We start from the raw sequence: 18531 nt of genomic DNA, 5'->3' as shown, positions 1-18531 counted from the left end.
CCGTCTCCCCGGCCGGGCCGCCGCGCGCGCGGGAACCCGCGCCGCGACGGCGGCGTTGCGCCGACGCACCGAGCTTCCGGAGGTGCCGCCATGACGCCCTTGCCGGCGGACGCGCCGGCGGACATCCGCCGGATCGAGGACCGCCTGCCCTTCCAGCGCCGGACCTGGCGCATCCAGCGCATCGGCTGGGCGGCGATGGCGCTGGTCGTCCTCGCCGCGCTGTCCGGCGCGACGGGGCGCGGCGGCCCGCTGGCCGAGGCCGAGACGGTCACGCCGGACGGCGCGCTCCGCATCCGCTACGAGCGCATGCAGCGCCTCGGCGCGCCGACCCTGCTGCGCCTCGAGGCCCGGGCCGGCGCCGCGAACCGGGACGGCGCGATCGAACTGCGCCTCGACCCCGCCTTCCTGCGGGACTGGCGGCTCCGGCCGGGCGTGCCGGTGCCCGAGGCCGCCGCCGCGGGGCCGGACGGGCTGCGCCTGCGCTTCCGCGCCGCGCCGGGCGCCGCACGGGTCGCCGTCATGCTGGAGCTGATGCCGGAGCGCGCCTTCCTGGTCGCGCGGCCCGCGATCGCGCTCGGCGACGGGCCGCCGGCGCGGCCGCTGATCCTGGTCTGGCCGTGAGGAGGCAGGGCGATGGAGACGGTCCCGCGCGCCGCCGCGATCTACCTGGTGCTGCCGGCGCTGTTCCGCCTCGCCGGCCGGCGCACGCTGCGCGAGATGACGGCGTTCGACTTCATCCTCCTCCTCATCATCGGCGAGGCGACGCAGCAGGCGCTGCTCGGGGACGACCTCTCGGTGACGACCGCGGCGGTGGCGGTGACGACGCTGATCGCGCTCGACATCGCGATGTCCCTGCTCGAGCAGCGCGCCGGCTTCCTCGAGCGGATGATCGATGGCGTGCCGACCGTCCTGGTGGCGGACGGCACGCCGCTGCGCGAGCGGATGCGGAGGGCCCGGCTGGACGAGCAGGACGTGATGGAGCGCGCCCGCGCCCTGCACGGTCTGGAGCGGATGGACCAGATCCGCTTCGCCGTGCTGGAGCCCGGCGGCGACATCACGATCATCCCGCGACGCGGGGCCGGGCGCGGCGAGGCGGGCGGCTGAGCCGCGGCCGCCGGGGGCGGCCCGCAGTCCTGCTTGGCGGCGCCGCGCAACCGCTGGTAGAGTGTCGGTGCCGCACCGAAGTTCTCTCCCTTGCGGAGCGCCGTCCCATGCCGTCGCGCCTGCGCCGCCCCGTCGCCGCCTTCACCGCCGCCACGCTGCTGCTCGCCGCCTGCACGACGCGGGAGATGCGGATCGGCGCCGACGACGGCTCCGATGCCTGCTACCAGCGCCGGGTCCAGCTCGACAGCACGGGCAATTTCTTCACCGAGGACATCGTCCGCGGCGCGGCGGTCGGCGCGGTCGGCGGGGCGATCCTCGGCGGGCTGATCGCCGCGGCGAGCGGCGCCCGGGGCGGCAACGTCGCGGCGGGCGCCGGGATCGGCGCGCTGGCCGGCGGCGCGGCGGGCGCCATGGGCGGCTATCTCGTGGCCCGGCAGCGCCAGGCGCGCGACCAGGCCGAGCTGACCGCGCTGATCGGCAACGACCTCGCGCGCGAGAACGCCGAGCTCGAGCGCGCGCAGCTCGCCTTCGACCTGCTGATGGACTGCCGTTTCCAGCAGGCCCAGGCGATCCGCGAGGCGCACCGCCGCGGCGCGCTGCCGACGGCGGCGGCCCAGGCCCAGCTCGCGCGGCTGCGCGAGCAGGCGCAGGCCGACGTCGCGCTGGCGCGGATGGTGAACCAGCGCATCGCGACGCGCGGGGCCGAGTTCGACACCGCGATCGCGACCATCGCGCCCGACGTGAAGGCCGACTACGAGACGCGCAAGGCCGTCGCCCAGCGCAGCGTGGTGAGCGCCCGGGCGCGCCAGCCGGTGGCGGTGCGCCTGCGCCCCGACCCGAACGCCCCGGAGATCGCCCGCATCGCGCCGAGCGAGCCGGTGCGCCTGCGCCCCGCGGCCGCGGGCTTCGCCAAGGTCGAGACCGAGTCCGGCCAGGTGGTGGGCTACGCGCCCGCGAGCGCCTTCGGCACGCGCGCCGGCGGCGCGCCGCTGCGCCTCGAGGCGCCCCCGGCGGCGCCGGCCGCCGCGGCCGCCACCGACGCGCGCTCCCTCGCCGCGAGCAACATCGCGCGGCGCGACAACTTCGCGGAGAGCGTGAGCACCGCCGAGACCGCGGTGCGCAGCGGCTTCGAGCTGGCGAGCTGAGCGCGCCGCAGCCGGTGCCGCGTGGCGGCGTGCTGGCGGCGTTGCGAGGGCGCTGCTAGCCTGCGGCCGGAAGCTGACGAGACGCGTGCGATGCGCACTGCCGAGCCGAGCCGGGATCCTTCCTCGCCCGCGCGGGCGGCCACCGGGCGGGGCGGCCGCGTCCGCCGCCCGGGAGCGCGCGCGGTCGCGGCATGAGCGGGAGCCGGGGCACGACCGGCCCATCGGAGGCGCCCGCCATGCCGGGCACGCGGCCGGGCGAGGCGCCGCGGCGCGCCGGTGCGGCGCAGGCGCGCCCGTCCCGGTCCGGATCTGCCGCCCTGACCCGCCGCGGCTGCCTGGCGCTGCCCGGCCTGCTGCTCGCCGGGGGGAGCGCGTCCGCGCCGCGGGCGCAGCCGCTCCCCGGCCCTGCCGCGTCGCCGTCCCCCCCGCCGCAGCCCTTCCTGCGGGTCGAGGCCGGGGCGCACACGGCGCCGGTGGCGCGCCTCGCCACCGATGCGGCGGGGCGGCTGCTCGCCAGCGTGTCGGACGACAAGACGCTGCGCCTGTGGTCGCTGCCCGAGGGGACGCCGCGCGCCGTGCTGCGCCCGCCGATCGGGCCGGAGGCGGAGGGCGAACTCTACGCCGTCGCGCTCTCGCCGGACGGCGCCCGCGCCTTCGCCGGGGGCTTCACCGCACGGGCCTGGGACGGCGCCTTCGCGATCTACGTCTTCGACACCGGGAGCGGACGGCTGGCGGCGCGGCTCGGCGGGCTGCCGGCACCGGTGGCGCATCTCGCCGTCGCACCGGACGGCAGCCGCTTCGCCGCGGCGCTCGGCGGGCGCGCCGGCGTGAAGGTGTGGGACGCGCGCAGCGGGCGCCTCCTCTTCGAGGACACCGCCTATGGCGCCCCGGCGCGCATGGTGGCCTTCGCCCCGGGCGGACGGCTCGCCGCCAGCGCCGCCGACGGGCGGGTGCGGATCTACGACGCCGAGGGGCGCAAGCTGGCCGAACGCGCCCCGCTGCCCGGCGCGCGGCCGTTCGGCATCGCCTGGTCGCCGGACGGGACGCTGCTCGCCGTCGGCTTCGAGGACCGGCTGCGGGTGGAGATCCTGGCGGCGGCCGACCTGCGCGCCGTGCTGGCCCCGGATGTCGCCGGGCTGCAGGGCGAGGGGCTGCCGGCGGTCGCCTGGGCCACCGACGGGCGCGGCGGGGTGCAGCTCCACGCCGCGGGCTATGCGCGGCGCGGCGGGGACGGCGTGGCCGGGACCCGGGGCGTCGCCGCCCCGCGCGACGGGCAGGCGCCGCCGGCCGAGGCGGGCCGGCAGCAGTTCGTCGTGCGGCGCTGGGCCGATTTCGGCCTCGGCCCGGCGCGCGACATCCCCGCCGCGCGCGATGCGATCGCGCATCTGCTGGCGCTGCCGCAGGGCGGGCTCGCCTTCGCCGCGGCCGATCCGGGCTGGGGGCGGATCGCCCCGGACGGCGCGCTGGCGCTCGCGCCGCGGCCGCCGGTCGGGGATTTCCGCAGCACCGGCGCCGCGCTCGCCGCCTCGCCGGATGCGCTGCGCGTGCGCTTCCGGCTGCGCGCCGACGCTCCGGCGCTCGTGTTCGACGCCGGCTGGGGCCGGCTCGAGTCCGCGCCGGCCGACGCGGCCGGCTTCGTCGCGGCGCGCACCGAGAGTGCGCGGCTGCCGCTCGCCGACTGGCGCAACGCCAACCGGCCGCGGCTCGGCGCGACGGCGCTGCCGCTCGGCGCCGGGGAGTTCGTGCGCAGCGCGGCGATCTCGGCCGGCGACGAGGTGATCCTGCTCGGCACCGACAACCACCTGCGGCTGTTCGACGCCGCCGGCCGTCTGCTCGACGCCGCGCCGACCTCGGGCGCCGTGTGGGGGCTGACCATCGTCGGCACCGTCGCGGTGGCGGCGCAGGGCGACGGGACGCTGCGCTGGTACGACCTGGCCGGCGGGCAGATCGCCGAGCGCGCGGCGCTGTTCGTGCATGCCGATGGCCGCCGCTGGGTGCTGTGGACGCCGGAGGGCCTGTTCGACCACGCGCCGGAGGGCGGGCAGGAGCTGGTCGGCGTGCACCTCAACAACGGCCGGGCGCAGACGCCGGAGTGGGCGAGCTTCGCCCAGGCCTACCGCGCGCTCTACGCGCCCGCCGCGGTGCGCGCGCGGCTCGCCGGCGACGCCGCGCCGGCGCGCGCGCGGCTCGCGGCGCTCGGCGAGGTGCGGGCGCGGATCGGCCGCGCGCCGGTGCTGCGGGGCGCCGCCGCCTGCGCGGTGACGGCGGAGGGCGCCTGCCTGCCGCTCGCCTGGGACGCGACCGTGCTGCCGGCGGAGGCAACCGCGCTCCGGCTTTCCTTCGTCGCCGAGGACCGCGGGCTCGGCCTCGGGCCGCTCGACGTGATGGTGAACGACCGCATCGCGGTGCGCGCGACGCCCGGCGCCGGGCCGACCGAGGTGGAGGTGCCGCTCGACCCCGGACCGAACCGCATCGTCACCCGGCTCTACGCCGAGGACCGCACGCTGTTCGCCGAGGGGCCGGCGCTCGCGCTGCGCCGCCCCAGCGATCCCGAGCCGCCGCCCGGCGCCGGGCGGCTGGTCGTGGTCGCGGTCGGCGTGGACCGCTATGCCGATCCGCGGCTCAACCTGCGCTTCGCGGTGGCGGACGCACGCAGCGTCGCCGAGACGCTGCAGGCATCGGCGCGCGGCCTGTTCCGCGACGTGTCGCTGACCCTGCTCGCGGACGCGGAGGCGACGCGCGAGGGCGTGCTCGCGGCGCTGGCGCGGGCGGCGGAGACGGTGCGGGCGGAGGACACCTTCGTGCTCTACCTCGCCGGCCACGGCGTGCTGACCGACACCGACCGGCGCTTCCTGTTCCTGCCCGCCGATGTCGGCGACGCCTCGGACTGGGAGGCGCTGCGCCGCGCCGCGCTCGACGAGGACACGCTGATCGCCGCGCTCGCGCGCGTCCGCGCGCGCGACGGCTTCCTGTTCATAGACACCTGCTATGCCGGCCAGGTGGCGGTGGACGCGCTCGCCGCGGTCGGCAACGAGACCGGGCGCTTCCTGCTCGCGGCCAGCACCAGCGTGCAGGAGGCGCTGGACAGCTACGACGACCGCAACGGCGTGTTCGCCTACGCGGTGCGCGAGGGGCTGCGCGGCCGGGCGGCGGTGGACGCGGAGGGGCGCGTCAGCGCGCTCGCGCTCGGCGAGTGGGTGACGCGGCGGGTGCCGCAGCTCGCGGCGGAGAAGCGGCACCGGCAGAACGCCGTGTTCCGCACCGCGCAGCGCGACCTCCGCAGCTTCCCGCTGGCGCTGGTGGCGCGGTGAGGGCGGCGTTCAGGGCGGCACCGCGACGCAGCCGCCGCCGCGGCGCGTGTAGCCGGCGACGCGGCCGCCCACGATCTCGAAGGTGACGCTGCAGGCGGGCGGGGGATAGACGTAGGCCGGCCCGCCGAGGGCGAGCCCGGTGCCGAAGAAGGTGCCGCGGCCCCAGCCGCCGTAGCCGAGGCCGAAGCCGAAGGCCGGCTCGACCTGCGCCGGACCGCGCGCGCCCAGCCGCTCGTACTGCAGGAAGCGCCGCCCGTCCGGGGTGCGGTACTCGCCGTCCGGGATGCCGATCGCGCGCACCAGCTCGGACTCCTCGAGCCCGACCAGCGCGTTCATCCGGGCGTCGAACCCGGCCTGGGTGGCGCAGGCGGCGAGGGCGAGGAGCGCGAGGGCGGCGGGGGCGCGGCGGCGTCTCATGGGCGCGATGTGGGGCGCGGACGCGGCGGCGCCAAGCGGCGGGCGGTCAGCGGCCCGTGCCGAGATAGGCGTCGCGCACCTCCTGGCGCGCCAGCAGCTCCGCCCCCGTCCCCTGCATCGTGATCCGGCCGGTGACCAGCACGTAGCCGCGATGCGCGAGGCGGAGCGCCAGGTTGGCGTTCTGCTCGACCAGCAGCACGGTGAGGCCGGTGCGCAGGTTGAGGTCGCGGATCGTGGCGAAGATCTGGCGCACCACGAGCGGGGCGAGGCCGAGCGAGGGCTCGTCGAGCAGCAGCAGCTTGGGGCGCGCCATCAGCGCGCGGCCGATGGCGAGCATCTGCTGCTCGCCGCCCGAGAGCGTGCCGCCGCGCTGGCCCTGGCGCTCGCGCAGGCGGGGGAAGAGGGCGAAGACGGCCTCGAGGTCCTCCGCCGGGTCGTGGCCCGCGACCTCGGCGCCCATCAGCAGGTTCTCGAGCACCGTCATGCGCGGGAAGACGCGCCGCCCCTCCGGCACCTGGGCGAGGCCGAGGCGCATGATCGCGTGCGTCGGCAGCGCCGTGATGTCGCGGCCGTCGAAGACGATCCGCCCCGCGTGCGCGCGCGGGGCGCCGCAGATCGTCATCAGCAGGGTGGACTTGCCGGCGCCGTTGGCGCCGATCAGGGTGACGATCTCGCCGCGCCCGACGTGCAGCGAGACGCCGCGCAGCGCCTCCACCGCGCCGTAGCGGGCGGAGACGCCGTCGAGGGAGAGCAGGGGCGCGGCGGGCGCGCTCACGCCGCGTCCTCCTCGCCCTCGTCGCCCTCGCCGAGATAGGCGGCGATCACCTTCGGGTCGGCGCGCACCTGCTCCGGCGTGCCGTCGGCGATCTTGCGCCCGTGGTCGAGCACCACCACGCGGTCGGAGATGCGCATCACCACCCCCATGTCGTGCTCGATCAGCAGGATCGAGCAGCCGCGCCCGCGCCCGGCGGCCTGCCCGTCGCGGATGGCGAGCAGCAGGGCGGAGAGCTCCTCCGACTCGCGCGGGTTGAGCCCGGCCGCCGGCTCGTCGAGGCAGAGGAGGATCGGCTCGGTGCACATCGCGCGCGCGATCTCGAGCCGCCGCTGCGCGCCGTAGGGGAGGGCGCCGGCGGGGTCGTCGGCGCGGTCGAGCAGGCCGGTCGCGTCCAGCCAGGCGCGGGCCTTCTCGATCGCGGCCCGCTCGGCGCGCGGGTAGCGGGAGAGGCCGAGGACCGCGCCGATGCCGAAGCCGGTCGCCGCCATCAGCGGCACGTGCTGGGCGACGAGCAGGTTCTCGAGCGCGGTCATGCCGGGGAAGAGGCGGGTGTTCTGGAAGGTGCGCGCCACCCCGGCGCGGGCGATGCGGTGGCCGGGCCGGCCCTGGAGTTCCGCGACCCCGCCCGCCGCGTCGCGCAGCAGGATCGCGCCGGCGGTCGGCCGGTAGAAGCCGGTGATGCAGTTGAACACCGTGGTCTTGCCGGCGCCGTTCGGCCCGATCAGCGCGGTGATGCGGCCGCGGTCGGCGGCGAAGCTCACCTGGTCCACGGCGAGCAGCCCGCCGAAGCGCATGGTCAGCTCGCGCACCTCGAGGATCAGGTCGCGGCCGGCCGGCGGCGCGGCGGCGTCCGCGCGGGCCTCAGCCATGCCCCTCTCCGACCAGCTCGCCGCTGATCGCGCGCTTGCGCCCGGTGAGCGTCACGGTCGGCGTGCGCGAGGCGACGAGGCCCCTCGGGCGCAGCACCATGATCGCCACCATCGCGGCGCCGAAGACCAGCATCCGCCACTCCTGCAGGTCGCGGAACAGCTCGAACCCGCCGATCATCACCAGCGCCGCGACGGCGACGCCGATCTGGCTGCCCATGCCGCCCAGCACGACGATGGCGAGGATGATCGCGCTCTCGATGAAGGTGAAGCTCTCGGGCGAGACGAAGGCCTGGCGGGTGGCGAAGAAGGCGCCGGCGAAGCCGCCGAACATGGCGCCGATCGCGAAGGCGGTGAGCTTCGTGACGGTGATGTTGATGCCCAGGGCGCGGCAGGCGATCTCGTCCTCGCGCAGCGCCTCCCAGGCGCGGCCCAGGGGCTGGCGGCGCAGGCGGATGCTGACCCAGTTGGTCAGCAGCGCAAGGCCGAGGATGAGGTAGTAGAGGAAGACGACGCGGTGCGAGGGGTCGGGCTCGATGCCGAAGAAGCCGGCGAAGGTGCCGGGCCCGCCGGACAGGGAGAAGGTGAGGCCGAAGAAGGTCGGGCGCGGGATGCCGCCGATGCCGTTCGGCCCGCCGGTGAGGCTCACCCAGTTGACCAGCAGGATGCGGATGATCTCGCCGAAGGCGAGGGTGACGATCGCGAGGTAGTCGCCGCGCAGCCGGAGCACGGGAAAGCCGAGCAGGACGCCCCAGAAGGCGGCGAGGATGCCGGCGAGCGGCAGGCAGAGCCAGAACGACCAGCCGAAGTGGGTGGCCAGCAGCGCGTAGGAATAGGCGCCGACCGCGTAGAAGGCGACGTAGCCGAGATCGAGCAGCCCGGCGAGGCCGACCACGATGTTGAGGCCCCAGCCGAGCATGACGTAGGTGAGGACGAGGATGCCGAGGTCGAGCTCGTAGCGGCCCGTGACCGCCGGGATGGCGAAGGCGCCGAGGTCCCAGGAGAAGGCGCCGAGCGGCAGCAGCACCGCGACGGCGAGCAGCAGCGGCGCGGCGAGCGCGCCGAGGCGGCGCAGCGGCGCCTCCCACCAGCCGGGGGCGGTGGAGGCGGTCGGCAGGCGGCGCTGCCCGCGCCAGGCGAGCAGCGCGAGCCGCGCGGCGAAGGCGAGGGCGACCAGGATGGCGACGTCGTCCCAGCGCTGGCGCAGGTAGAGCCCGCCCGCCGGCGCGACGTCGGTGCGCAGCCCGACCAGCGGCGCGAACAGGGCGAGCGCGACCAGCGCGGTGAGCGCGGCGTCCTTCAGCGCGGCGGGGCTCATACCTTCTCGACCTCCGCCCGGCCGAGCAGGCCGGTGGGCAGGAAGATCAGCGTCAGCGCGAGGATCGAGAAGGCGGCGACGTCCTTGTAGGGCGTGAGGTGCTGCGGCGCGTAGGCCTGCCAGGCGGTCTCGATCAGCCCGATCAGCAGGCCGCCGAGCACCGCGCCGGGCAGCGAGCCGATGCCCCCCAGCACCGCGGCGGTGAAGGCCTTCACCCCGGCGACGAAGCCGATGAAGAAGTCGATCACGCCGTAGAACAGGAGGTACATCGCGCCCGCCACCGCGGCGAGCGCGGCGCCGATCACGAAGGTCAGGCTGATCGTGCGGTCGGTATCTATGCCGAGCAGCGCCGCCATCTTCAGGTCCTGCTCGCAGGCGCGCATGGCGCGCCCAAGCGGGGTGCGGGTGACGAGCCAGGTGAGGGCGGCCAGCGCGCAGAGCGTGGTCAGCACGATGGTGATGCGGATCCAGGAGAGGGTCACCACCTCCTCGCCGAAGCGGGCGATCTCGATCCCGCCGGCGAGCACGGGCTCGATCGGCTTGACGCGCGCGCCCTGGCTGACCTGGACGTAGTTCTGCAGCAGGATGGACATGCCGATGGCGCTGATCAGCGGGGCGAGGCGGAAGCTGCCGCGCAGCGGGCGGTAGGCGATGCGCTCCACCGTCCAGCCGTGGAGCGCGGTGATCGCCATCGCGAACGGCAGCGCGAGCAGGAGCGCCGCCGGCCCCTCCAGCCCCGCCCCGGCGCCGAGCAGCAGCAGCGCGATCAGCGAGACGAAGGCGCCGATCATGAAGATGTCGCCATGGGCGAAGTTGATCATGCCGATGATGCCGTAGACCATCGTGTAGCCGACGGCGATCAGGCCGTAGATCATGCCGAGGCTGATGCCGTTGATCAGCTGCTGCAGCGCGTAGGAGGCCGACACGCGCGCGCTCTCCCTCTCCCGGCGGTGAAGCGTCCCGCGCCGACGCTAAGCCAGGCCGCGCCGGCCGCGAAGGGGATTCGCGCGGGGGAGGGCCGGGTTGGCGGGCGGGGCGACGGCGGCTAGCCTGCGCGCCCGGCCGCGCCGCGGCGCGGCGGTTGGAGGAGACACCGAGGATGAGCAGCGCCGGCGCCGCCCCGCCCACCGCCCAGGGCCGCTTCCCCCCGATCCCGCCCGAGCGCATGAGCCCCGAGCAGCGCGCCGTGGCGGAGGCGATCGCGAGCGGCCCGCGCGGCAGCCTGCGCGGCCCGTTCAACGCCCTGCTGCGCAGCCCGGTGCTCGCCGACCGCTTCCAGCGCCTCGGCGAGTACCTGCGCTTCCGCAGCGCGATCCCCCCGGCGCTCAACGAGCTCGCCATCCTCATCGCGGCGCGGGAATGGACGGCGCAGTACGAGTGGTACGCGCACCACCGCCTGGCGATGCAGGCCGGCCTGTCGCCCGCGATCGCCGAGGCGATCGCCCAAGGCCGGCGGCCGGAGGGGATGAGCGAGGACGAGGCCCTGGTCTACGACTTCTGCACCGAGCTGCACCGCACCCGCACCGTCTCCGACGCCACCTTCGAGCGCGCCAGGGCGCGCTTCGGCGAGCAGGGGGTGGTGGACCTGATCGGGGTCAGCGGCTACTACGTCGCGGTAGCGATGGTGCTGAACGTGGCGCAGGTGCCGCTGCCCGAGGGCGTGGCGCCGCCGCTCGCGCCGCTGCCGGGGCGATGAGCGACGGGGGCGGGCGCGTCCTGCGCCCCACCGACGCCTTCCGCTGGCCCGGCGGGGCGCGCGTCGGGATCATCTTCAACATCGCCTACGAGGGGTGGTCGGAGGGCCAGGCGCCCGGCATCGGGCCGATGGGCAATCCGCTCCGGCCCGGCGTGTTCGACAGCAACGCCGCCTCCTGGGCGCTCTACGGGCCGGTGAAGGGGATCTGGCGCGGGCTCGAGATCGCGGCACGCCACGGCCTCCGCCTCTCCGTGATGACCAACGGCGTGCTGGCGGAGAGGTGGCCCGAGACGGTGCGCGCGATCCACCGCGCCGGGCACGAGATCGTCGCCCACTCCTACAGTATGGACGTGATCCCGGCCTATCTCGACGAGGCGCGGCAGCGCGAGAACATCCGCCGCACCACCGGGCTGATCGGCGACCTCACCGGCGAGGCGCCGCGGGGCTGGATCAGCCCGCGCGGCACCGGCAGCGCCGTCCATGCGCGGCTGCTCGCCGAGGCCGGCTACCTGCACCACGGCGACTGCAACGACGACGACCTGCCGCATCTCGAGCTGCTCGGAGAGGGCGCGGAGATCGTCGGCGTGCCGCTGACGATGGACGTGAACGACCTCCCCAGCGCGGTCCGCTACGGCAACACCGCGCGCGCGATGCTGGAGGCGTTCGAGGACGCCTTCGCCGCGCTGCTCGGGCGCGAGACGCGGCCGGCGATGCTCGACGTGACGATCCACGCCCATGTGTACGGCCGCCCGGCCGGCGCCTGGGTGTTCGACGAGATCATGCGCCGTGTGCGCGCCGCGCCGGGGGTGTGGACCGGCACGCGGCTCGAGGCGGCGCGCCATCTGCTGGCGCAACGGCAGGCGCTGCGGCCCTCGCCCTGACGCCCCGCCCCCGCTTGACAGCGCCGGCGCGGGCTCCGCATCGTCGGCGCAAAGGCGAAATCGTGGGGAGGAGCGTCCATGCCGCAGCGCCTTTCGCGCCGCGCCGCGCTGGCCGCGGGGGCCGCGCTGTTCGCCGCTCCGCGCGCCGCCGCGGCGCAGGGCGGCTGGCCCGAGCGGGCCGTCACCATCGTCGTCTGCTTCCCGCCCGGCGGGGCGACCGACATCCTGGCGCGCATCGTCGCCCAGCCGCTCGGCGAGGCGCTCGGCAGGCCCGTGGTGGTGGAGAACCGCGGCGGGGCGGGCGGCAACATCGGCATGGGCCACGCCGCGCGCCAGGCGCCGGACGGCTACACCCTCCTTGCCACCTCCAGCGCCTATGTCGTCAACCCGAGCCTCTACCCCAACACGCCCTACGATCCGTTCCGCGACTTCGCGCCGATCGCCGAGCTCGGCGCGGCGCCGAACGTGATCGCGGTGCGGCCGGATTCGCCCTTCGCGAGCGTCGCCGACATCATCGCCCATGCGCGCGCCAACCCCGGCCGGCTGAACTACACCACCTCCGGCGTCGGCACGACGCCGCATCTCGCCGGCGAGGTGTTCAAGCTGCGCACCGGGATCGCGATGGAGCACGTGCCCTTCACCGGCGCCGGCCCGGCGACCCAGGCGGTGCTCGCCGGCACGGTGCCGATCTACTTCACCGCCTTCGGCTCGATCGGCCAGCAGGTGCGCGCGGGCCAGCTCCGCGTCCTGGCGCAGACCGGCGCGCAGCGCATGGAGGATCTCGCCGAGGTTCCGACCCTCGGCGAGCTCGGCATCCCCGACGCGGTGTCGGAGACCTTCCTCGCGCTGTTCGCGGTGGCCGGCACGCCGGCGCCGGTCGTCGCCCGGCTGGCGGAGGAGGTCGAGGCGATCCTGCGCCGCCCGGCGATCCGCGAGCGCTTCCGCCAGACCGGCACGCCGGTCACCGGCGGCGGCCCGGAGCGCCTGCGCGCCCGCGTCGCGCGCGAGGTGCCGATGTGGCGCGAGGTGATCCGGCAGGCCGGAATCCGCATCGGGTAGCGCGCGGCGCCCGCGCCCCCTGCCTGCTCAGGGCCGCTCGCGGCCGAGCACGACGGTGCCGCTGGCGCCGAACATGCCGCCCACGCCGTGGCAGACGCTGATGCGCACGTCCGGGACCTGCGCCGGCGCGGTGCCGCGCACCTGGCGCACGCTCTCGAGCAGGGCGAACATCCCGTACATGCCGGTGTGGGTGTAGCTGAGGCCGCCGCCGTTGGTGTTGACCGGCAGCCTGCCGCCGGGCGCGGTGTTGCGCTCCCAGACGAAGCGCGCGGCCTCGCCGCGCGGGACGAAGCCGAGGTCCTCGAGGCCGTAGAGGGGGAGGTGGGCGAAGGCGTCGTAGATCATCAGGTGGTCCACGTCCGCGTGCCGGATGCCGGCCGTGCGGAAGGCCTCCGCCCCGGCGACGCGGAAGGCGCGGGAGGAGGTGAAGTCCTGCATCTGGCTCACCATCGGCGTCTCGACGCTCTCGCCGGAGCCGAGGATGTACACCGGGCGGGTCGGGAAGTCCCTGGCGCGGTCCGCGCTCGTCAGGATCAGCGCGCCGCCGCCGTCGGTGACGAGGCAGCACTGCAGCAGGCGGAAGGGGTAGGCGATCATGCGCGAGTTCAGCACGTCCTCGACCGTGATCGGGTCGCGGTGCATGGCGCGCGGGTTCCTCGCCGCCCATTCGCGCTGGATCACGGCGACCATGGCGAGCTGCTCGTGCGTGACGCCGTAGGTCTTCATGTAGCGCAGCACCGGGATGGGGAACAGCGTCGGCGGACCCATCGGGCCGAAGGGCATCTCGAACTGGCCGGCAAGGCTGCCGGGTTCGACCAGGCGCGGCATCGCCGCGACGCGCGAGCGCCCGCTCTCGCCGTGCGTGATCAGCACGGTGGAGCAGTAGCCGGCGTGGATCGCCGCCGCCGCGTGGCGGACGTGCAGCAGGAAGGAGCAGCCGCCGACGCCGGTGCCGTCCACCCATCGCGGCGCGAGGCCGAGATAGTGCGCGATCATCTGCGGCCGCATCGGGCCGACGCAGGCGAGGCCGTCGATGTCCTTCGGCTGCAGCCCCGCATCCGCCATCGCGTTCAGCGCCGCGTCGGCGTGCAGGCCGATCTCGGAGAGGTGGGGGATGACGCCGAGCTCGGTGGTCTCGGCGGCGCCGACGATGGCGATGGCGCCGGGCGGGATCACCGCGCGGCCTCCCGCGCCGGACGGAACAGCGGCAGGGTGATGGCCTCGTCCAGCGGCACGAACACCACCTCGAGCGGCATGTCGAGCACCAGCGCCTCCGGCGTCTGCGGGCAGTCCACGATGTTGGTCATCATCCGCGGCCCCTCCTCCAGCTCGACCACGGCGATGGCGTAGGGCGGCGTGAAGCCGGGCACGGGGCGGTGGTGGATGACGTAGCTATGGAGGCGCGCGCGGCCGCTCGCCGCAAACACCTCCACCTTGCGCGAGCCGCAGGCCGGGCAGAAGGGGCGGGGCGGGAAGTAGGGCCTGGCGCAGCCGGTGCAGCGCTGCAGGCGCAGCTCGCCCGCGCGCGTGCCGTCCCAGAAGTGCTTCGTCTCGGGCGTGGGCTCGGGCCGCGCGCGGCCGGGCGGCAGGGTCATGGGCCAGGGGCTCCCGTCGGTGGCAGGGGCCTCACGCCGGGGCGGAGAGGCCGGCGCAGAGGAAGGGGACGATCTGCTCCACCGCCGTCTCGAAGTCGCCCGAGTCGCAGGCGCCGCGGGACATCACCTCGAGCCGGCCGGTGCGCAGCAGCGTGTAGCGGTAGGCGCCCATCATGAAGTAGAGGCGCCAGTAGAGCGTCTCCGGCGGCAGGTGCGGCAGGGCGCGGCGGAAGGCCTCGGTGTAGGCGAGGGTGGTGTCGTCGTAGACCTCGCTCAGCACCTCGCGCGCGATGTCGTCGGGCTCGGTGTGAAGGCGGGCGTGCATGCCCATGGTGGCGCGGCCCTCGGGCGTGCGGCCGTTCAGCATGAAGGGCGTGACGAAGGCGCGCACCAGCACCTCGAGCGGGATGTCGCCCGCGGGCCAGCGCGCCTTGGCTTCCGCGAGCGCGCGGCGGCGCGCCTCGGTCACCGGCTCGGCGCCGCGGCGGTAGGCGGCGATGTAGAGCTCGCGCTTGGAGCCGAAGTAGTAGTGGAGCTGGGCGAGGTTCACCCCCGCACGCTGCGCGATCGCCCGCGTCGAGGTGGCGGCATAGCCCTGCTCGGCGAACAGGGTCTGGGCGACGGCGAGGATGCGCTCGCGCACGCTCGGCGCCGCCTCGGTGCGCGCGCCTGTCCGCTCGTCCCGCAGGGCCTGCGGGCCCGGTGTCTCGTTCGGCCCCATGATCCGACGTTAGTCGGCACGATCGGGGGCGACAATGCGGCCCGCGCCCGTCCGTCTTCCCGCGGCGCCGCCCGGGCGCCGGACCGGGGTGCTTCCTGCGCGGGGAAGCTTGACAGCCGGGACGGAGCCGCCCGAACCTTGGTCGGACGCCCGATTGAGTCGAACGCGGCCGGGCCGGCACGCCCGGACGGGCCCCAGGGAGGACAGGACCGAGCATGAGCGCCGTCGCACGCAACCTCGCCGGGGGCGCCGCCGCCGCGCCGCAGCCGGATGCGCTCGCCCGCACCCGCGCGCTGCTGCCCGCGATCGAGGCCGCCGCGCCGCGCATCGAGGCGGAGCGCCGCCTGCCCGCCGACCTGCTCGCCGCGCTGCACGCGAACGGCCTGTTCCGCACCCTGCTGCCGCGCAGCCTCGGCGGCGACGAGCTGCCGCCGCACGAGTACGTGCGCATCACCGAGGCGATCGCCAGCGCCGACGCCTCGACCGCCTGGTGCATCGGCCAGGCCTCCGGCTGCTCCATGGCCGCGGCCTACATGAGGCCGGAGATCGCGCGCGAGATCTGGGGGCCGCCGGAGGCCGTCGTCGCCTGGGGGGCGCAGTACGGCGACGCGATCGCGGTGCCGGTGCCGGGCGGCTATCGCGTCACCGGCACCTGGCACTTCGCGAGCGGCGGCCATCACGCCACCTGGCTCGGCGGCCACTGCCACATCCGCGAGCCGGACGGCTCGCTCCGCCTCGGCGAGGACGGCGCGCCGATCGAGCGCACCATGATGTTCCCCGCCGCCATCGCGCCGCTCCGGGACGTCTGGCGCGTGGTCGGCCTGCGCGGCACCGGCAGCGACACCTATTCCGTCAAGGACCTGTTCGTGCCGGAGGAGTATTCGGTCGGGCGCGACCTGCCGGAGGAGCGCAGGCTGCCGAACCCGCTCTACAGGTTCACGGCGATGCACCTCTACTCCTCCGGCTTCGCCGGGGTGGCGCTCGGCATCGCGCGCGGCATGCTCGACGCGCTGATCGCGCTGGCGCGGGAGAAGACGCCGCGCGTCACCCGCCGCCTGCTGCGCGACAGCGAGGTGCTGCGCCACCAGATCGCCGAGTGCGAGGCCAAGCTGCGCTCGGCCCGCGCCTTCCTGCAGGAGGCGCTGCGCGAAGCGTGGGAGGAGGCCGAGAGCGGCGAGGAGCTGTCGCTCGAGAAGCGGGTGATGATCCGCCTCGCCTCCACCTCCGCCATCCACCGCGCCAAGGAGGTGGCGGAGGTCGCCTACCACGAGGCGGGGGCGACGGCGATCTTCGAGAGCAACCCGTTCGAGCGCCGCATGCGCGACATGCACGCGGCGGCGCAGCAGCTCCAGGGCCGCACCGCGCACCTCGAGCTGTGCGGCCAGTACTTCGTGGGGCTCAAGCCCCGCATGCGGTTCCTCTGACGCGAGGGGAGGGGGTCGAGGAATGGGCCTCAACGCGCTGAACCACTACACGATCCGGCCGGCGGACCTGGAGCGGACGAAGGACTTCTACGTCCAGGTCCTCGGCCTCGAGGTCGGCTACCGCCCGCCGCTCGCCTTTCCCGGCTACTGGCTCTACTGCGGCGGCCAGCCGACGGTGCACCTGATCGGCCCGCGCGCGCAGGACGAGGGCCGGCCGCCGCGCCGGCCGGGCGAGACCGGGCTGCTCGACCACATCGCCTTCTCCTGCACCGGGCTCGCGGAAGTGCGCGAGCGCCTGCGCCGGCACGCGGTGCCCTACGAGGAGCGCGTGATCCCGCGCGACCGGCAGACCCAGCTCTTCCTCCGCGACCCGGACGGCATCGCGGTCGAGCTGAACTTCCCGCCGGAGGAGACGACGGCGGCCTGAGCGCGGCGCCCGGCGGCGGCTATCCCTCCGTCGGGATCCCCGCCTGGCGGATCAGCTCGCGCCACATCGGCACCTCGCGCGCGACGCGCGCCGCGAGGCCGGCCGGACCGGCGGCGCGGATGCCGAAGCCCGCCGCCTGCAGCCGCGCGCGCGTCGCCGGCTCGTTCAGCGCGGCGACGGCCGCGCGCGCCAGGCGCTCGATGACCGGCGCCGGCGTGCCGGCGGGGGCGAACAGGCCCTGGAAGGTCTCGGAGACGAAGCCCGGGTAGCCCAGTTCCAGCATCGTCGGCACCTCCGGCAGGTCGGGCCAGCGCTGCTCCCCGGTGACGGCGAGCGCGCGCAGCGCGCCGGAGCGGATGTGCGGATGCGCCGGCGGCAGCGCCGTGACGCCGACCGGCGTGGTGCCGCCGAGCAGCGACTGGATCGCGAGCGCGGCGCTGTGGTGCGGGATCTGCACGAACGCGACGCCGGCGCGGATCTGCAGCAGCTCCGCCGTCAGATGCGGGGTCGAGCCGAGGCCGGGATTGGCGAGGTTGAGCTTCTCCGGCGTCGCCTTCGCCCTGGCGACCAGCTCCCCGATCGTGCGGATGCCGGACGCGGGATGCGCGAGGATGACGTTGGGCGAGGCGCCGAGCTCGGTGATCGGCGCGAAGTCGCGCACCGGATCGTAGCCCGGATTGCGGAACAGGCTGGCGTTGACGACGAAGCCGGTGGAGGCGACGAGCAGCGTGTGGCCGTCCGGCGGCTGGCGCGCGACATGGGCGACGCCGACATTGCCGCCGCCGCCCGCGCGGTTCTCCACCACCACGGGCTGGCCGAGCGCGGCGCCCAGGCCGTTGGCGACGACGCGGCCCATCACGTCGGTCGGCCCGCCCGGCGCGAAGGGGACGACGAGGCGCACCGGGCGGCTGGGATAGTCCGCGGCCGCCTGGGCACGCGCCCGGCGCGGCGGCGCCCCCGCGAGCGGCACGGCGCCGCCCGCGAGCAGCATGGCGACGGCGCGGCGGCGCGGGATTGCCGCGCCCCGGCGCGGCGACGGCGTGCCGGACATCGCTCGACGTTCCTCCCTGCGGCGTCCGTCGGTGGTGCGCGCCGTGCGTGCGGACGCTCGCGGCGAGGATGCGGAGCCGGCGCGATGCGAGTCAAGCGGACCCGCCCGGCCGGACTTGACCGGGCCGGTCCCGTGGCGCCTAGCCTGGGCGCGACCGGAGGAGGAGCGCCGACCATGGAGACCCTGCTGCCCCGCGCCGCCAAGGCCGCCATGCTGCTCAGGGCGCGCGGCGAGACGCTCGCCGTGGCGGAATCCTCGACCGGCGGGCTGATCGCCGCGGCGCTGCTCGCCCAGCCCGGCGCCTCGGCCTATTTCCGCGGCGGCGGCGTGATCTACACGCGCCAGGCGCGCGCCGGGCTGCTCGGCATCGGCGACGCCGACCTCGCCGGGTTCCGCCCTGCGACCGAGCGCTACGCGGCGCTGCTCGCGGAGCGCGTGCGCGAGCGGATCGCCGGCAGCCTCTGGGGCCTCGGCGAGACCGGCGCGGCGGGGCCGGAGGGCAATCGCTACGGCGACGCCGCGGGGCACTGCTGCATCGCCGTCGCCGGTCCGGACGGGACGCGCGCGATCACCCTTGCCTCCGGCAGCGCGGACCGGGAAGCGAACATGCGCCGTTTCGCAGCCGCCGCGCTCGACCTGCTGATCGAGGCGCTGGAGGCTGCGCCGCCGCGCGCCTAGCGCGGCGGCGGCGCGCACGGCGCGAAGGACCCGCCGCGCTCCGCGCCCTGCGCGCGCGGGGCC

The 18531-nt window shown here is 76.0% G+C and carries 19 protein-coding genes; 10 read left to right on the top strand and 9 right to left on the bottom strand.

Annotation, left to right across the window (positions count from 1 at the left end; genetic code table 11):
- Positions 1-90: 90 nt before the first annotated feature.
- From K1J50_RS05550 to K1J50_RS05535, 4 genes are all read left to right on the top strand, one after another.
- Entirely contained in the window at positions 91-621 is a 531-nt protein-coding gene (locus K1J50_RS05550; RefSeq protein WP_220116533.1) for a hypothetical protein, read from the top strand.
- Positions 622-633: 12 nt separating this feature from the next.
- Positions 634-1104, top strand: coding sequence for a DUF421 domain-containing protein (locus tag K1J50_RS05545; protein ID WP_220116527.1), 471 nt, complete (start codon positions 634-636; stop codon positions 1102-1104).
- Between the two features lie 107 nt (positions 1105-1211).
- A complete protein-coding gene (locus K1J50_RS05540) occupies positions 1212-2249 on the top strand; it encodes a hypothetical protein (protein WP_220116525.1) in 1038 nt (345 codons plus the stop codon).
- Between the two features lie 236 nt (positions 2250-2485).
- The gene (locus K1J50_RS05535; RefSeq protein WP_220116524.1) at positions 2486-5560 is read left to right on the top strand and encodes a caspase family protein; all 3075 of its coding nucleotides are present in this window, start codon (positions 2486-2488) and stop codon (positions 5558-5560) included.
- A 9-nt stretch (positions 5561-5569) separates the two neighbouring features.
- Here the strand turns inward: K1J50_RS05535 and K1J50_RS05530 are convergent, their stop codons facing one another.
- Genes K1J50_RS05530 through K1J50_RS05510 form a run of 5 tightly spaced genes read right to left on the bottom strand, consistent with a single transcriptional unit; the run spans position 5570 to position 9862 of the window.
- Complete coding sequence (locus tag K1J50_RS05530; RefSeq protein WP_220116523.1) at positions 5570-5977, bottom strand: hypothetical protein; 408 nt, start codon at positions 5975-5977, stop codon at positions 5570-5572.
- 46 nt (positions 5978-6023) lie between these two features.
- Positions 6024-6752, bottom strand: coding sequence for an ABC transporter ATP-binding protein (locus K1J50_RS05525; protein ID WP_456304551.1), 729 nt, complete (start codon positions 6750-6752; stop codon positions 6024-6026).
- Complete coding sequence (locus K1J50_RS05520; protein ID WP_220116522.1) at positions 6749-7621, bottom strand: ABC transporter ATP-binding protein; 873 nt, start codon at positions 7619-7621, stop codon at positions 6749-6751. The genes K1J50_RS05525 and K1J50_RS05520 overlap by 4 nt, the downstream gene beginning before the upstream one ends.
- Complete coding sequence (gene livM / locus K1J50_RS05515; RefSeq protein WP_220116521.1) at positions 7614-8936, bottom strand: high-affinity branched-chain amino acid ABC transporter permease LivM; 1323 nt, start codon at positions 8934-8936, stop codon at positions 7614-7616. Before livM ends, K1J50_RS05520 begins: the two co-directional genes overlap by 8 nt.
- Positions 8933-9862, bottom strand: a complete 930-nt coding sequence (locus K1J50_RS05510) for an ABC transporter permease subunit (RefSeq protein ID WP_220116519.1) — start codon at positions 9860-9862, stop codon at positions 8933-8935. Before K1J50_RS05510 ends, livM begins: the two co-directional genes overlap by 4 nt.
- Before the next feature lie 173 nt (positions 9863-10035).
- On the opposite strand from K1J50_RS05510, the gene K1J50_RS05505 reads away from it, so the two are divergent.
- From K1J50_RS05505 to K1J50_RS05495, 3 genes are all read left to right on the top strand, one after another.
- Positions 10036-10632: a carboxymuconolactone decarboxylase family protein gene (locus K1J50_RS05505; protein WP_220116510.1), complete on the top strand. Its 597-nt coding sequence runs from the start codon at positions 10036-10038 to the stop codon at positions 10630-10632.
- A complete protein-coding gene (locus K1J50_RS05500; RefSeq protein WP_220116508.1) occupies positions 10629-11513 on the top strand; it encodes a polysaccharide deacetylase family protein in 885 nt (294 codons plus the stop codon). The genes K1J50_RS05505 and K1J50_RS05500 overlap by 4 nt, the downstream gene beginning before the upstream one ends.
- A gap of 78 nt (positions 11514-11591) precedes the next feature.
- On the top strand, positions 11592-12572 hold the full coding sequence (locus K1J50_RS05495; protein WP_220116507.1) for a Bug family tripartite tricarboxylate transporter substrate binding protein: 981 nt from the start codon (positions 11592-11594) through the stop codon (positions 12570-12572).
- Between the two features lie 27 nt (positions 12573-12599).
- On the opposite strand, the gene K1J50_RS05490 is transcribed toward K1J50_RS05495, so the two are convergent.
- From K1J50_RS05490 to K1J50_RS05480, 3 genes are read right to left on the bottom strand one after another with little or no spacing between them, the layout of a single operon-like run.
- Positions 12600-13748, bottom strand: coding sequence for a thiolase C-terminal domain-containing protein (locus K1J50_RS05490; protein ID WP_255574962.1), 1149 nt, complete (start codon positions 13746-13748; stop codon positions 12600-12602).
- On the bottom strand, positions 13745-14167 hold the full coding sequence (locus tag K1J50_RS05485) for a Zn-ribbon domain-containing OB-fold protein (RefSeq protein ID WP_220116506.1): 423 nt from the start codon (positions 14165-14167) through the stop codon (positions 13745-13747). The genes K1J50_RS05490 and K1J50_RS05485 overlap by 4 nt, the downstream gene beginning before the upstream one ends.
- 31 nt (positions 14168-14198) lie before the next feature.
- Positions 14199-14810: a TetR/AcrR family transcriptional regulator gene (locus K1J50_RS05480; RefSeq protein ID WP_220116505.1), complete on the bottom strand. Its 612-nt coding sequence runs from the start codon at positions 14808-14810 to the stop codon at positions 14199-14201.
- A 293-nt stretch (positions 14811-15103) separates the two neighbouring features.
- Between K1J50_RS05480 and K1J50_RS05475 the strand changes: the two genes are divergently transcribed.
- Complete coding sequence (locus K1J50_RS05475) at positions 15104-16312, top strand: acyl-CoA dehydrogenase family protein (RefSeq protein ID WP_220116503.1); 1209 nt, start codon at positions 15104-15106, stop codon at positions 16310-16312.
- A 22-nt stretch (positions 16313-16334) separates the two neighbouring features.
- Positions 16335-16739, top strand: coding sequence for a VOC family protein (locus K1J50_RS05470; RefSeq protein WP_220116501.1), 405 nt, complete (start codon positions 16335-16337; stop codon positions 16737-16739).
- 19 nt (positions 16740-16758) lie between these two features.
- On the opposite strand, the gene K1J50_RS05465 is transcribed toward K1J50_RS05470, so the two are convergent.
- Positions 16759-17790 carry a Bug family tripartite tricarboxylate transporter substrate binding protein gene (locus K1J50_RS05465; RefSeq protein WP_220116499.1) on the bottom strand — a complete coding sequence of 344 codons (1032 nt, stop codon included), beginning with the start codon at positions 17788-17790 and terminating at the stop codon, positions 16759-16761.
- A gap of 174 nt (positions 17791-17964) precedes the next feature.
- On the opposite strand from K1J50_RS05465, the gene K1J50_RS05460 reads away from it, so the two are divergent.
- A complete protein-coding gene (locus K1J50_RS05460; protein ID WP_220116497.1) occupies positions 17965-18468 on the top strand; it encodes a CinA family protein in 504 nt (167 codons plus the stop codon).
- Positions 18469-18531 lie beyond the last annotated feature (63 nt).

The sequence above is a fragment of the Caldovatus aquaticus genome (assembly GCF_019458025.1).
GTDB classification, from domain to species: Bacteria; Pseudomonadota; Alphaproteobacteria; order Acetobacterales; family Acetobacteraceae; genus Caldovatus; species Caldovatus aquaticus.
This window is presented reverse-complemented; position numbering and strand designations above follow the sequence as displayed.

Excerpts from the sequence above, each read along its gene's own strand:
- K1J50_RS05495 (WP_220116507.1), top strand. The coding sequence starts at position 11,592 with ATGCCGCAGCGCCTTTCGCGCCGCGCCGCGCTGGCCGCGGGGGCCGCG.
- K1J50_RS05540 (WP_220116525.1), top strand. The coding sequence starts at position 1,212 with ATGCCGTCGCGCCTGCGCCGCCCCGTCGCCGCCTTCACCGCCGCCACG.
- K1J50_RS05470 (WP_220116501.1), top strand. The coding sequence starts at position 16,335 with ATGGGCCTCAACGCGCTGAACCACTACACGATCCGGCCGGCGGACCTG.
- K1J50_RS05475 (WP_220116503.1), top strand. The coding sequence starts at position 15,104 with ATGAGCGCCGTCGCACGCAACCTCGCCGGGGGCGCCGCCGCCGCGCCG.
- K1J50_RS05550 (WP_220116533.1), top strand. The coding sequence starts at position 91 with ATGACGCCCTTGCCGGCGGACGCGCCGGCGGACATCCGCCGGATCGAG.
- K1J50_RS05460 (WP_220116497.1), top strand. The coding sequence starts at position 17,965 with ATGGAGACCCTGCTGCCCCGCGCCGCCAAGGCCGCCATGCTGCTCAGG.
- K1J50_RS05520 (WP_220116522.1), bottom strand. The coding sequence starts at position 7,621 with ATGGCTGAGGCCCGCGCGGACGCCGCCGCGCCGCCGGCCGGCCGCGAC.
- livM (WP_220116521.1), bottom strand. The coding sequence starts at position 8,936 with ATGAGCCCCGCCGCGCTGAAGGACGCCGCGCTCACCGCGCTGGTCGCG.
- K1J50_RS05465 (WP_220116499.1), bottom strand. The coding sequence starts at position 17,790 with ATGTCCGGCACGCCGTCGCCGCGCCGGGGCGCGGCAATCCCGCGCCGC.
- K1J50_RS05530 (WP_220116523.1), bottom strand. The coding sequence starts at position 5,977 with ATGAGACGCCGCCGCGCCCCCGCCGCCCTCGCGCTCCTCGCCCTCGCC.
- K1J50_RS05535 (WP_220116524.1), top strand. The coding sequence starts at position 2,486 with ATGCCGGGCACGCGGCCGGGCGAGGCGCCGCGGCGCGCCGGTGCGGCG.
- K1J50_RS05485 (WP_220116506.1), bottom strand. The coding sequence starts at position 14,167 with ATGACCCTGCCGCCCGGCCGCGCGCGGCCCGAGCCCACGCCCGAGACG.
- K1J50_RS05545 (WP_220116527.1), top strand. The coding sequence starts at position 634 with ATGGAGACGGTCCCGCGCGCCGCCGCGATCTACCTGGTGCTGCCGGCG.
- K1J50_RS05500 (WP_220116508.1), top strand. The coding sequence starts at position 10,629 with ATGAGCGACGGGGGCGGGCGCGTCCTGCGCCCCACCGACGCCTTCCGC.
- K1J50_RS05505 (WP_220116510.1), top strand. The coding sequence starts at position 10,036 with ATGAGCAGCGCCGGCGCCGCCCCGCCCACCGCCCAGGGCCGCTTCCCC.